Genomic DNA, 13,760 nt, shown 5'->3' with positions numbered 1-13,760 from the left:
TGAGGACGAAAATGCAGATTTATTTGAACCAGATCGCTCATGGAAGAAGCGGAGATAAGGGAGACACCAGCAATGTATGCGTGTTTGCCAGAAAACCAGAGTATTACAAAATTATAGAACGTGAGGTGACGCCGGAGAAGGTAAAAAAGTATTTTGGGGATATGGTAAAGGGGACGGTAACAAGGTATGAGGTGCCTTCCCTTGATGGATTCAACTTTGTAATGAAGCATGCCCTTGGCGGAGGCGCCACCCATTCCCTCAGGCTGGACAGTCTTGGAAAGTCTATGGGAAGCGCTTTTTTACGGATGAAAATCAATGTAGATGAAGAGGAACTTTGAGGTGGAAAATGACAGAGCATGGAGCATTGGAAAATCTGATTGTACTGGATTTGTGCAGGGTGATCGCCGGACCCTTCTGCGGAGCAATGCTTGCTGATATGGGAGCTACGGTGATCAAGGTGGAAATTCCGGGAAAGGGGGATGATGCAAGGGCATATGCGCCGCATATCAATGGGGAAAGCCTGTACTATTCAAATCTGAACAGAAACAAATACGGGATTACTCTGAACATGAAAACAGAGGAAGGTAAAAAAATTTTAAAAAAGCTGGCAGAAAAGGCGGACATTCTAATTGAAAATTTCAGGCCGGGCGTCATGGACAGGCTGGGATTGGGATATGATGCTTTAAAGAAAATCAACCCAAGACTGATTTATGGTGCGGTCAGCGGATTTGGCTCCTACGGATGCTATAAGGATCGCCCTGGATATGATATTATCGCTCAGGCAATGGGGGGGCTTATGAGTATCACTGGACAGAAAGGAGATCCGCCTACCCGTTCGGGCAATGCCATGGGAGATATCCTGGGTGGGCTGAATTTGACGGTGGGCGTATTGGCTGCAGTAAATGCAAGAAACATTACCGGAAGAGGACAGCGTGTGGATGTGGCTTTAACGGACTGCGTTGTGGCGAGCCTGGAACAGGCGGTTCAGAGATATTTTGTATCGGGAAAGGTGCCAAAGCGTCGGGGAAATACATATGAGGCGATCGCCCCTTACGATACGTATCAGGCCAAGGACGGATATGTGGTGATCGGCTGCGGCAACCAAAGGCTGTATGAAAAATTTTGCAGAGATATCATTCAAAGGCCGGAGCTGATTACAGATGAACGATTTCTGACGGTTCCTTTGCGGGTGGAGCACAATGAGGAGATCAAAGAATATTTTGAAGAATGGACAAGCACCAAAACGGTGGAGGAGGTAACAGACATTGTTTTGGCGGCAGGGATTCCTGCAGGTCCCATTTTTGACCTGGAGGATATTTTCCACAATAAACATATCGCACAGGACAGGGAAATGATTGTGCATACCACACATCCTGTGATGGGTCCCATTGTTTTAAACGGGAATCCGGTGAAATTGGAAGAAACAAAAGTAAATGTTGTCAGAAAACCTTCCCCTACGCTGGGCGAGGATAATCTTTTTGTATTCAAGGGCTGTCTTGGGATGAGCGAGCAGGAAATACAGCAGCTGAAGGAAAAAGATGTCATTTGATACAGGCTTTATTGGGGTTAAAATGAAATCAGTGCTGTGAATGATGCAGATAAGATGACTGAGAAGGAGGACAAAGATGAAGAAGAAATTGTTAGCGATTGTTTTGGCAGTAACCATGCTTGCGGGAGTGACAGCCGGGTGCGGAAGCGCCGATAATGGCGAAGACACTCAGGCATCGGGAACCACAAGCGATGAGACGGCGGGAGCCGGAGGAGAAGCCGGGGAAACGGTACAGGAGGGTGAGCCTGTATACGGAGGAACCCTTCGCTTTGCAACGCCAAATAGCTGTGCGTCACCAGGGTATACCCCTACGGCAACGGATAATAGCTCGCTGCTGTATTTGAACACTGCCTATGAATCTCTGACGTATTTTGACGAAGAGGGGAACATTATTCCGAGGCTTGCCACCGAATGGGTGGTGGATGCGGAGGAACCCAGCATTACCTGGACATTGAGAGAGGGCGTAACATTTGCCGACGGAATGGAATTTAATGCAGAGGCAGTGGCGGTAAACATAGCCGAATACCAGGAAGCGGCAAGAACAGAGACCAGCAATATTAAGAGCTGTGAAATTATAGACGATACCCATATCAAGATGGTGCTCAACGAAATGAATTCATCCAGCGTGGAGTCAATCGGCTTCTTCGTTTATTATATGTCGCCTGCGGCATTGGAGGATCCCAGTGTTTTGGAATCCAGCACCTGTGGAACCGGTGCGTTTCAGCTGACAGAGTTTGAGAACAATGTATTCTATAGATACGAGAAAAATGAAAACTACTGGCAGGAGGGAAAACCCTATCTGGACGCGGTGGAAATCACTATTGTAGCAGAGCCCACAACCATGGCCACAGCCTTTAAGGCGAGCGAGTACGATATGATGCTGATTCAGAATAACCCCACCCTTATAACGGAATTGAATGCCTTATCCGGTGTGGTGGCGGAGAGAAATACATCTGGTCAGGGCCTTGTTGCCACCGGCCTGATCCCCAACAGTGCGGATCCCGATTCCCCCTGGGCGGATGAAAGGGTCAGAAGGGCGCTGTGCTATGCTCTCGATGTGGATCTGCTGGTAGAGGCCTTTATGTTTAACACTACGGAAACCACAGATCAATGGGCTGCAAAGGGTTCTCTTTTGTATAATGATGACATTAATCATTATACCTATGATCCGGACAGGGCGCGGGAGCTGCTGGCAGAGGCAGGATACCCGGATGGATTTGACACAAAGCTTTATTGTACAACGTCTTCAAAAGATATCCTGACATCGGCGGCAAATATGCTGGGTGAGGTGGGGATTAACTGTGAAATTATCCAGGTTGACGTGGCTACCCAGACAGAGCTTTACAGCACAGGGACATGGGAAGGATTGATGCTGCACTTCGCTTCTATTTCTCCTGATCTGGGGCTTTATATGGGCCGTCATCTGGATGAGGACGGAGCGTTTTATGCGAAGGGAATCCAGCATCCCCAGGAAGCAATGGATCTGCTGGCGCAGATCCGCGGAGAAACGGATGTAGAGACAAAGATTGCTTTGTCAAAGGATATGCAGGAGCTGATTTATGATGCGGAGAACGGATTGGCGCTTTTCGGAAGACCCTTATATATTGGAGGAAGCGTGTATTTTAAATATGATTATGTGAAAGATGATAAGGCTGCTATGGCATTTGTGTCCGCCTGGAATGTGTGGGACTGCTGGCTGGATCAGTAACTGACGGTATCCGGTGTATCTGAATTGGCTGACCCCATTTGGATATACCGGATTGCTTGTTAAAGGAGAAGAAGATGAGAAATAAGATATTGAAAATGATAGGCCGGCGTATTGTACAGTCCTGTATTACCATTTTTTTAGTTACATTGATTGTATTTATGCTGATACAGATGGTTCCAGGAGACGCTGTCACCAATTTTTTGGGAGCGTCCGCAACGGAGGAGCAGATTGCGTATTATACGCAGCTTTATGGGTATGATCAGCCGGTGATCGTCCAATATTTCAAATGGATCAGCGGATTATTCCACGGGACAATGGGGCTTTCCATCAGCTACCAGCGGGAAATTTCAGAGGTTATATTCCCTCGTTTTCTGACAACCCTTTCTGTTGTGATACCGGCCTTTATCATAGCGGTGGTAGCGGGAATTCTGCTTGGAATTGCAGCAGCCCAGAACCGGGGAAAATGGATTGATACGATCGTTTCTTTCTTTGCCAATATCGGTGTATCTATGCCTGTTTTCTGGCTGGGCATTGTGCTGATGCTGGTGTTTGGTCTTCAGCTTGGGATTCTGCCTACGTCTGGATACACGGGGATAAGCAATGGCGCAGGCGAGTGGATACAGCATCTGATATTACCTGTACTGACGCTGAGTGCAGGAGTTGTGGCACAGTTTATGCGTCAGACCAGATCCTCCATGCTGGAGGTGATCCGGCAGGATTATGTTACAACTGCAAAGGCAAAGGGCGTGGATAAGAAGACTATTATTGCGAAGCATCAGCTGAGAAACGCCCTGATTCCCATTGTGACAGTGATGGGAAACCGCCTTGGAGGAATGGTCGGAGGAACGGTATTGATTGAGAGCTTATTTGTGATTCCCGGTCTGGGTAATCTGATGATTACCTCTATCAACAGCAGAGATTATATGGTAGTGGCAAATGGTGTGCTTGTCATTGCAGTTTTTGTGGCATTATGCAATTTGATTGTTGATATTCTATATGGAATCATTGATCCCAGAACGAGGTAGGAGGAACGCATATGTCAAAAATGAAGAGAAGCAGCAGGTGGAAGAATTCAAGAATCCTAAAGGTGCTTTTTTCCCGAAGGACAATTGTCCTTTGCATGATTGTTTTGGCGTTGATGATTCTGGCGGCAGTTTTTGCTCCTCTGATTGCACCTTATGAACCAAATGAGGACAATTTAAGGAGCGTTCTGCAAGGATCATCAGCTGCTCATCCGCTGGGAACGGATGGAAATGGCAGAGATGTTTTAAGCAGAATGATTTTTGGCAGCAGAGTATCCTTTATTGTAGGAATTGTGGCGGTGCTGATTGCCAGTATGCTTGGCATGGCACTGGGACTGATTGCAGGGATGACAGGCGGCATTGTGGATACGATTATCATGCGGGTGATGGATGCCATGATGGCAATTCCCATGATTATTATGTCTATGTTTCTGGGCGCTATTTTTGGACAGGGGCTGGGAAATATTTGTCTGGCAATTGGAATCGTGCTGATCCCAAATTATGCCCGGGTAACACGGGGACAGGTGCTGAGTATACGGAAGGCGGATTATGTGACAGCTGGAATTTTAAGCGGGGCATCCGCTGTCCGCAACACGATAGTGCATGTTCTGCCAAACTGCCTTTCTGCAAATATAGTGCTGATGACCTCTAATCTAGGTGTGGCCATTCTAAGCGAGGCCTCTTTGAGCTTTCTTGGGATGGGCATTAACCCGCCAACTCCCAGTCTGGGAGGCATGGTCAGCGACGGCTACAGGTACCTGTCCATGAATCCTATCATTGCCATTGCCCCGGGTGTTTACATAATGATTCTGGTGCTGTGCTTTAATATGGTGGGAGACGCATTGCGGGATGCCATGGATCCTAAGCTGAGGGGTACGCTCGGGGGCAAAAAGAGAATCAAGAGAAGATAAGGCAGAGAAATATGGAAAGGAAAGTATCATGGCAGAGAAAAAATTATTGGAAATTAAGAACCTGAGCGTAGAATATAATACAGAAATTGCAACGGTATATGCTGTGGACGGATTAGACTTATCCTTAGGGTATGGAGAAACACTTGGCATTGTAGGAGAAACAGGCGCGGGAAAAACCACGACAGCGCTCAGCATCATTTCTCTTTTGCCGGAGGGAATTGGAACCATTACGTCCGGCAGCATTTTACTGGACGGCAATGATATGCGAAACCTTGGAGAGGAGAAGCTGAGGAACCTGCGGGGAAGCACAGTGTCTATGATTTTCCAGGATCCCATGTCTGCTCTAAATCCTGTGATGACAGTGGGGGATCAGATCATGGAGGTTTTGAGGATGCACAATGTTTCTACGGATCACGCTACGCTGAATGAGCGGGTGGATGAAATGATGGAGCTTGTAGGCATTCCGGCTAACCGCAAAAATGAATATCCACATGAATTTTCCGGTGGAATGAAGCAGAGGATTGTCATAGCAATGGCTCTGGCCTGCGAGCCAAAGCTGATTCTTGCAGACGAACCTACAACAGCATTGGACGTGACCATTCAGGCACAGATGCTGGGCTTAATCAATGCTCTTCAAAAAAGGCTGAATACGGCTATGATTCTGATTACCCACGATCTTGGGGTGGTGGCCCAGACCTGTGAAAAGGTTATGGTAATGTATGCCGGAGAGGCTATTGAATATGGAACGGTAAGAGATATTTTTGAAGGAAAATATCTGCATCCGTACACAAAGGGACTGTTCAACGCCATTCCTAAGCTTACGGAGGAGACCCGCAGATTGGAGGCCATTGACGGAATGATGGCAGATCCTACGAAAAAGATTGAAGGCTGCCGATTTGCTGACCGCTGCAAAATGGCCGCCGAGGAATGTAAAAAAAAGCAGGAAATGAAGGAAGTGACTCCGGGACACTTTATCAGATGCTGTCGTGCGTGTGCGGCAAAAAGCAAGTAGTTTTGTCGTCAGAGAGGAATAAATGCTATGGAAAATCAGGTATTCATTGAAGTAAAGGGACTGAAAAAATATTTTAAGACATCAAAGGGAATGCTGCATGCGGTAGATGATGTTAATTTTGCCATTGAAAGAGGAAATACATTAGGAGTTGTAGGAGAATCGGGCTGCGGGAAATCTACGCTGGGACGTCTGCTCTTACGTCTCCATGAAGCTACGGAAGGGGAGATTTTGTATGACGGAGCTGATATTACCAATTTAAAGGGGAAAGATTTGAAGCAGTTTCGCACAAGGGTACAGATGATTTTTCAAGACCCTTCCGGCTCTCTGGATCCCAGAAAATGTGTGAGGGATTTGATAGGAGAATCGCTAAAAGTGCATAGAAGCTGCAGAAACAGAAGAGAATATGAGGAACGTGTAAGGGAAATTATGGATATCGTGGGTCTGAGCGCACGCTATGCAGAAAGCTTTTCCCATGAATTGGATGGAGGGCGCAGGCAGAGAATTGGTATTGGCCGGGCGCTTGCACTGAATCCGGAGTTTATCGTCTGTGATGAACCTGTTTCTGCACTGGATGTTTCAATTCAGGCACAGATATTGAATCTGTTAATGGATCTGCAGGAGCAAAAGGGGCTGACCTATATATTTATCACCCATGATCTAAGCGTAGTGAAGCATATCAGCCATGAAATTATGGTGATGTATCTGGGGCAGTGCGTGGAGTATGCAAAAAAAAGGGAGCTTTTTGAAAACCCCTTTCATCCCTATACTCAGGGACTTTTGAATGCGGTGCCGGTGCCCAGTCTGGAGGGACGAAAGCTTTCGGCCCAGGTGATGCGCGGTGAGCTGACAAGTCCTATAGAGCCAAAGCCAGGGTGCCGTTTTGCAAGCCGCTGTCCTTATGCAAAGGAGCGTTGCAAGAAGGAAAATATTCCGTTAAAGGAAGTGGAGCCGGGTCATTTTGCCGCATGCATTTTATATGAGTAAAAACTATGCCACAGGAAGGATGACAGGGATGAGAGAAAGCAGTTTATCGCAGGAGCAGCAGAAGAAAACAGCAGCAGTGAAAGAATCCTTTGCGCAGTGCGGAGTGGAGCCATCATTTCGTCTCAGAGAACCGGAGGAATTTATGCTGGAAATAGACAAAGAGGCCGGTCTCCGGACGGTGATTTACAGACCGGAGACCGATTCAGCGGTTCCGGTAATTGTAGTACGTTCACCCTATGCTGAAATGGAGTTTATCCAGCGAGCAAAAGCCGAGGAATACGCCAAAAGAGGATTTGGGTATATTTATCAATGCTGCCGCGGCACAGGAGGCTCAGAAGGAACCTGGGAGCCAAACATAAATGAGCGAAGGGATGGAAAAGCGTTGCTCGACTGGGTATGTGACCAGGAATGGGTAAAAAGTGTGGGATTTTTTGGTTCTTCTTATCTTGCTTTGACAGGATGGGTGATTGCGGATATCGTACCGGAAAAGGTGAAAACAATGTATCTAACTCACTACGGTACAGTACGGCATGCGTCCGCCTATATGAATGGCGCATTCCGCCAGGATGTATTGACGGCCTGGACCATGGGAAATGCAGGAATTCCCATCAGTGCGGATTATGAAACATCCTGTAAATTTCGACCTCAAATCAGTGTGGATGTAAAGCTTTGGGGCAGGGAGCTTGACTGGTATAGGCAGTGGATTTTAAATCCAGGAAGGGAGGATGCTTACTGGCAGAAGGGATTCTGGAGGCTGCTGAGAGAAATTCCAAAAAGGATTTCAATTCCTCTGTTTGTGGGAGAGGGCTGGTTTGATCATCATCTTGCCTCGGCCCTGGAAACCTGGGATATGCTGAGCGAGGAGTGCAAGAAAAAAAGCACATTGTGCATAGGAGGATGGAGCCACAGCTTTGAAAATCGTCTGGAAGGCCAGACCTGCTTTCATTTTGATGCGGATGATGACAGAAGGGCTTTTCAATGGTTTTATCATATTTTAAAAAAGGAAGAAGAGCCCCAGGGAAAAATTTTGAAATATGTTATCGGCGCAGATTGCTGGAAAAGCATGACATATGGAGAAAAAGAAAGAACTGTGCCCAGCCGCTATTATCTTTCTTACAGTAACGGCCAGAAAAAATTAGAAAGAAATTCGGATTTGAAAAAGCAGAGAGAGGTATCCTTTGTTTACAATCCAGAGGAGCCGGTGAAGTCCGCAGGGGGGGAGGCCCTTTTGCGGAGTGCGCAGGTGCAGGGCAGCCGCCTGCAGCCTAAGCCAGATTATCGCAGTGATGTTCTCAGCTTTTTATCGGACGAATTAGAGGAGCCTCTTGAAATTTCGGGACAGATACGTGTGCACTTGTCTGTAGCAACCAGTGCAGAGGATACGGCTTTTACAGTGAAGGTGATGGAGGTAATGCCTGATGGAAAAGCCTATAATCTGCGCACAGGAATTACAACACTGGGATACAGAAACGGAGCTGGAAGCTGCTTAAGCTATCGCAGCGGCAGTAAGGAGAAGGTTGAAATTGTAATGTGGGAGATCGCCTGGCAGCTTCAAAAGGGTTCCCGAATCCGGATCGATATTTCTTCCTCGGATTTTCCCCAGTATAATATCCATAGTAATTATGCTGGCTTGTGGGCGCTTCAGGAAAAGACGAAAACGGCGGTACAGACAATATTTGTGGGTGGGGAAAGCTTTCTGGAAATGCCGACAGTGCTTCGGGGAAAGGAGAAAGAATGAAAAAACAGATATGGAATCCGTACCTTCCGCTTGACGAGTATATTCCAGACGGAGAGCCCCATGTGTTTGGGGACAGGCTATATGTGTTTGGAAGCCATGACAAAGAAAATGGGAAGGAATTCTGCGAGCTTGATTATACAGTCTGGTCAGCTCCTTTGAAGGATTTGTCGGACTGGACCAATGAGGGAATTATCTACAGAAAAGAGCAGGACCCTGAAAACAAAGCCCTCAGTCCCCTGTATGCACCGGATGTGTGCAAAGGAGCAGATGGCAGATATTATCTATATTATAGTGTCAAGTCTTCGGGGCACATCAGTGTAGCTGTCTGTGATACACCTGCGGGACAATACGAATATCTTGGCCGGGTTTCCTATGGAGACGGCCGGGTTATGACGGAAAATCAACCCTACGACCCGGCTGTTCTTTGTGAAGACGGACGCACCTTTCTCTACTTTGGATTTGCCCCTACTTTTTTGAACCTGGAACGGTATAAAGGGCTTGATTTAAAGGGCTGCAGTGTGGTTGAACTGGAAGAGGATATGCTTACAGTAAAAGAGGGGCCTTGTGTGATTCTGCCCAGCCAGCTTTACGCTGCAGGCACTTCTTTTGAAGGCAATGCTTATTTTGAGGCGCCCTCAATAAGAAAAATCGGCAGGCTGTACTATCTGGTTTACTCCTCTGTCAACACGCATCAACTATGTTATGCAGTCAGCGGCAGCCCTATGAAGGGTTTTGCCTATGGAGGTGTCATAATAAGCAATGGAGATGTGGGATATCAGGGAAGAACAGAAAAGGACAAGCTGATGTCTGTGGGCAATAACCATGGGGGCTTGGTGGAAGTAAACGGCCAGTGGTACATTTTCTATCACAGACACACGCACACAAATCAGTACAGCAGACAGGGCTGCGCAGAGCCGGTGAGCATTGAAGCAGATGGAAGCATAAAACAGGTAACGATTACTACCAGCGGGATGAATCCCGGTCCGCTTTCGGGCAAGGGGGAGTATCCAGCTGTGATTTGCTGCAACCTGACGAACGGCCATATGGGAGTCCTGCTTTCTGTGGGAAGAAGCGGCCAGGAGACGGGTTTTCCTTATATTACAAATGATGGGGAAGAGAGATTTGTATCAAATATCCAAAATGGTGTTTTGATAGGGTATAAGTATATAGACCTGGGAGAAACCAAAAGGATTGGCCTTTGGTATAGGGGAAATGGGAGAGGCTGTATAGAAGTGCGGTCTGACATAAATGGTCCGGGGAAGGCAGAAATTCTCATAGAACCGGCTGAGGAATGGAGCTATCAGGAGGAGTCGGTGTGTTTTTCAAAGGAAGAAAAGGAATTATATCTGGTGTACCGTGGAAATAAAGAGGTTGATATAAAGACACTTTGTCTGCTGTGATTGGAAAAATATTAGACAGAAATCCCGAGATGTAGTATTCTATTGACAAAATGCTGCATGCAAAGACTGCCTTTTTGGAAGAATTTCTTTTGGGCGGTCTTTGCTGGAAGGGAGAAACTTTCTTGAAGCATAACTTTTTAAGACCAGGGAACCTTGTTTTAGCTGGAGTACTGCTGTCCGCCCTTTTGTGCGGCTGCAGCCTCAGACCGCAGCTTACGGAGGCGGAGGGCTCTTTGTTTGCCATGAATACCTATATGACCTTTACTGTCTATGGGGGGAATGCCCAGGCGGCCCTGGAGGAGGCGGAAGCGGTTGTTTTAAATGCAGAGTCGCTCTGGTCCGTCACCGATGAGGGAAGTGAGATTTATCAGGCAAACCACAGCGAAGGACGCACTGTAACGGTAAGCCCCCAGACGGCGGACCTGATTTCCTTTGCCCTGGAGATGGCACAAAAAACAGACGGGGCCCTGGAGCCCACCATTTATCCGGTGCTTACCGCCTGGGGCTTTACCACGGACAGCAAGCAGGTTCCGTCCAAGGAGGAGATAGAAGAGCTGCTTGGAAGAGTTGGCTATGACCGGATTTTGCTGGAGGGAGAGGAGCTGACGGTTCCCGAGGGAATGTGTCTGGATATGGGGGCTGTGGCAAAGGGTTATACTGCAGATCTGGTGGCGGAAGCGCTTAATCGTCATGGGGTGGAATCCGCAGTGATCAGTCTGGGTGGAAACGTGCAGGCCATTGGCACAAGGCCCGACGGAAGCTCCTGGAGAATCGGAATCCGTGCGCCCTGGGAGGAGGGCACCTTAGGCGTGCTGGAGGTAACCGATGCAGCGGTAGTGACCTCCGGGGGGTATGAGAATTATTTTACGGATGATGAGGGGAATATTTACTGGCATATCTTAGACCCGGCAACAGGGTATCCGGCGGACAGCGGATTACAGTCCGTCACCATTATTGGGGCTCAGGGGAGAATGTGCGATGCGCTCTCTACGGCTCTGTTTGTGATGGGGCCGGAAAAAGCGGAGGAATACTGGCGGAAGAATGGCGGTTTTGAGATGCTGCTTATCACCGATGAGAATGAAATCCTCTTAACGGAAGGAATTGCATCGTCCTTTACCTTGAATCAGGGCAAGGCGGAAACCGTCCGTGTGCTTTCCGGGCAGGCGGACGAAGGAAGGTAAAGGGCTGTCTGGTTATTTATGGTGGGAGACAATCCAGCTTAGAATGGAGGAGTCTTCGAACAGCACGTTGCCGCCGCCGTGGTAATTGCCGGTGATGCCTCTCTGATTAAAATAGGCATTGTCAGGAATCTCAACCTGTAATACGCCGTCGATTTCCTCTGGGGTCCATCCCAGGCTTTCATAAGCCTCATACAGCCCCTCATAGGCGTCCCTGGCCCTTTCGGAGCCGTAGTATTCGTCGTTTTCTGCCATAAAGATGTAGACGGCGGTTCCTTCTTCGGGAACAGAGACAAAATCTCCGTCCCATTGGGAAGCCCCATGGAGATAGGCGGCATATAGGTCGGGCCGCATGGATACCGCCTGGGACATGGTCTCTCCTCCGGCGGAATAACCGGCGGCATAAACCCGGCTGGAATCTACAGAAAAGTTTTCCACAAAATATTCCGTCAGCTCCAGGGCCTGTCTTGCAGATTTTTCACCCCAGTCTGTGAGCTGGGCGGACACCACGATCATGTCCTCATCCAGTTCGGTCCAACAAAGGAAGCCCCGCCAGCCCACATTGGAGCCGGCGGAGTCCTCGCCAAACCACATCATGTCATAGCCGGGCATTGCCATCATAAGAGGGTATTCCCGGCTTTCGCTATAGCCATCGGGAAGGTAATAGCTGTAATGAATTTCGCCCTCGGCCCCGTCCAGAATCTGATTTGTGACGAGTCCGGTCTGAAGTCCATAACCTAATTCCTCCAGCCAGGCCGCCACATCCTCTGCGGCGTCGGGCACATCACGCTCGTTTACGGTAAAGCCGTCCTCAATCACAGCAGCGTCTGGCTCTAACTCCTCAATAGTCTGAATGGTGCGGGAGAACCGGCTGCCGTTATGGACATTAAAGGGAATGATGGTCTTTCCCGAGAAGTCGTATTCGTCAAAAAAGCTGTAAACTGCCATGGGAAGGTCTGCCCACCAGTTAGGATAGCCGATAAAAACAGTGTCATACTGTTCCAGATTTTCAATGTGGGTGGTAAGCTCCGGGCGGGCGTTTTCATCCTGTTCGATGGCGGCGTAGTCTATGAGCTCTCCTCCGTCTATGGTGGAGTAGCTGGCGGAGGCAACGGCGTCCACACCGCTGTTTTCCGCCGCAGTAAAATAGGCGATCAATATAGAGCTGTCCTCTACAGTTGAGGCAGAGCCGGAGTCGGCAGCTGATGAGCCGGATGCCGGCTCGGAAGCAGACTCAGGTGCAGCCCCGGCGGCAGATTCAGATGCAGGCGCAGAGGTATCGGCAGAAGAGCTGTCCCCGGGAGCGGAATTTCCGCAGGCCGCAAGGGAAAGGGATAATGCGGCGCTAAGCAGGATGCCAAGCGTTTTTTTCTGATAGGATTTCATTTGTGGTCACACCTTTCTGGTTTTGCCCATATTGGTCAGCATTTCTACAGTTGCGGGGTCATAGTGGTTAAAGAACAGGCTCTCGCCCTCATCCAGCGCCCGGATTGCCTCCATGTCCTCTTCCTCTAAGGAAAAGTCGAATACATCCAGATTCTGCTCCATGCGCTCTTTGTGAGTGGATTTGGGAATCACCACCACGTCGCTCTGCAGAAGGAAGCGAAGGGCCGTCTGAGCGGAGGACTTGCCGTACTTGGCGCCGATTTCAGTGAGCACGGGATTTGAGAAGAAATCCTTTCGTCCTTCGGCAAAGGGTCCCCAGGACTCGTGCTGCACACCATATTTCTTCATGTATTCATGAGCCGTTTTCTGCTGGTGGAACACATGGGTCTCCACCTGATTCACGGCAGGCGTTACCTCGGCAAACTGACACAGGTCGATAAGCCTGTCGGGATAAAAATTGCTGACGCCGATGGCGCGGAGCTTCCCGTCCTTATAGGCTTCCTCCATGGCTCTGTAAGCGCCGTAGTAATCGCCGAAGGGCTGGTGGATCAAAAGCAGGTCGATATAATCGGTTTTCAGCTTTTTCAGGGAACGCTCAATAGACGCCTTTGCATTCTCATAGCCTGCATTTGAAATCCATATTTTAGTGGTGAGGAAAAGCTGTTGTCTGGGGACGCCGCATTTTTCAACGGCGCTGCCCACGGCTTCTTCGTTTCCATAGGATTGAGCGGTATCGATGGAGCGGTAGCCTGCAGAAACGGCGTCCAGCACACAGCGTTCACATTCCTGGTTGGACACCTGATATACCCCGTAGCCCAGCTTTGGCATCTGCACTCCGTTGTTGAGTGTTACATATTCCATTTCCATCATCG

12 protein-coding genes are annotated in these 13,760 nt (G+C 48.6%); 10 read left to right on the top strand and 2 right to left on the bottom strand.

Annotation, left to right across the window (positions count from 1 at the left end; all coding sequences use genetic code 11):
• Positions 1 to 11: 11 nt before the first annotated feature.
• From SHK35_RS01760 to SHK35_RS01715, 10 genes are all read left to right on the top strand, one after another.
• Positions 12 to 338 (top strand): AtuA-related protein, encoded by a 327-nt coding sequence (locus SHK35_RS01760; protein ID WP_318708257.1) that lies wholly within the window; start codon positions 12 to 14, stop codon positions 336 to 338.
• Positions 335 to 1,549 carry a CaiB/BaiF CoA transferase family protein gene (locus tag SHK35_RS01755; RefSeq protein WP_330638148.1) on the top strand — a complete coding sequence of 405 codons (1,215 nt, stop codon included), beginning with the start codon at positions 335 to 337 and terminating at the stop codon, positions 1,547 to 1,549. Before SHK35_RS01760 ends, SHK35_RS01755 begins: the two co-directional genes overlap by 4 nt.
• A 76-nt stretch (positions 1,550 to 1,625) precedes the next feature.
• On the top strand, positions 1,626 to 3,257 hold the full coding sequence (locus tag SHK35_RS01750) for an ABC transporter substrate-binding protein (RefSeq protein WP_318708256.1): 1,632 nt from the start codon (positions 1,626 to 1,628) through the stop codon (positions 3,255 to 3,257).
• A gap of 74 nt (positions 3,258 to 3,331) precedes the next feature.
• Positions 3,332 to 4,282: an ABC transporter permease gene (locus SHK35_RS01745; RefSeq protein ID WP_318708255.1), complete on the top strand. Its 951-nt coding sequence runs from the start codon at positions 3,332 to 3,334 to the stop codon at positions 4,280 to 4,282.
• An 11-nt stretch (positions 4,283 to 4,293) separates the two neighbouring features.
• On the top strand, positions 4,294 to 5,190 hold the full coding sequence (locus SHK35_RS01740) for an ABC transporter permease (RefSeq protein ID WP_318708254.1): 897 nt from the start codon (positions 4,294 to 4,296) through the stop codon (positions 5,188 to 5,190).
• Between the two features lie 28 nt (positions 5,191 to 5,218).
• Positions 5,219 to 6,202: an ABC transporter ATP-binding protein gene (locus SHK35_RS01735; protein WP_318708252.1), complete on the top strand. Its 984-nt coding sequence runs from the start codon at positions 5,219 to 5,221 to the stop codon at positions 6,200 to 6,202.
• Between the two features lie 27 nt (positions 6,203 to 6,229).
• Positions 6,230 to 7,186 (top strand): ABC transporter ATP-binding protein, encoded by a 957-nt coding sequence (locus SHK35_RS01730; RefSeq protein ID WP_318708250.1) that lies wholly within the window; start codon positions 6,230 to 6,232, stop codon positions 7,184 to 7,186.
• 28 nt (positions 7,187 to 7,214) lie between these two features.
• Entirely contained in the window at positions 7,215 to 8,924 is a 1,710-nt protein-coding gene (locus SHK35_RS01725; RefSeq protein ID WP_318708249.1) for a CocE/NonD family hydrolase, read from the top strand.
• Positions 8,921 to 10,324, top strand: coding sequence for a family 43 glycosylhydrolase (locus SHK35_RS01720; protein ID WP_318708248.1), 1,404 nt, complete (start codon positions 8,921 to 8,923; stop codon positions 10,322 to 10,324). The genes SHK35_RS01725 and SHK35_RS01720 overlap by 4 nt, the downstream gene beginning before the upstream one ends.
• A 122-nt stretch (positions 10,325 to 10,446) precedes the next feature.
• A complete protein-coding gene (locus SHK35_RS01715; RefSeq protein WP_318708247.1) occupies positions 10,447 to 11,505 on the top strand; it encodes an FAD:protein FMN transferase in 1,059 nt (352 codons plus the stop codon).
• Positions 11,506 to 11,517: 12 nt separating this feature from the next.
• Here the strand turns inward: SHK35_RS01715 and SHK35_RS01710 are convergent, their stop codons facing one another.
• Positions 11,518 to 12,888, bottom strand: coding sequence for a flavodoxin (locus SHK35_RS01710; protein ID WP_318708246.1), 1,371 nt, complete (start codon positions 12,886 to 12,888; stop codon positions 11,518 to 11,520).
• Positions 12,889 to 12,894: 6 nt separating this feature from the next.
• Positions 12,895 to 13,749 (bottom strand): aldo/keto reductase, encoded by an 855-nt coding sequence (locus tag SHK35_RS01705; RefSeq protein ID WP_318708304.1) that lies wholly within the window; start codon positions 13,747 to 13,749, stop codon positions 12,895 to 12,897.
• Positions 13,750 to 13,760: the final 11 nt, after the last annotated feature.

The sequence above is a fragment of the Candidatus Acetatifactor stercoripullorum genome, assembly GCF_944382095.1.
Taxonomy (GTDB): Bacteria; Bacillota; Clostridia; order Lachnospirales; family Lachnospiraceae; genus Acetatifactor; species Acetatifactor stercoripullorum.
Note: the sequence above shows the minus strand (reverse complement) of the source record. Positions and strands in the feature narration are given on the sequence as shown.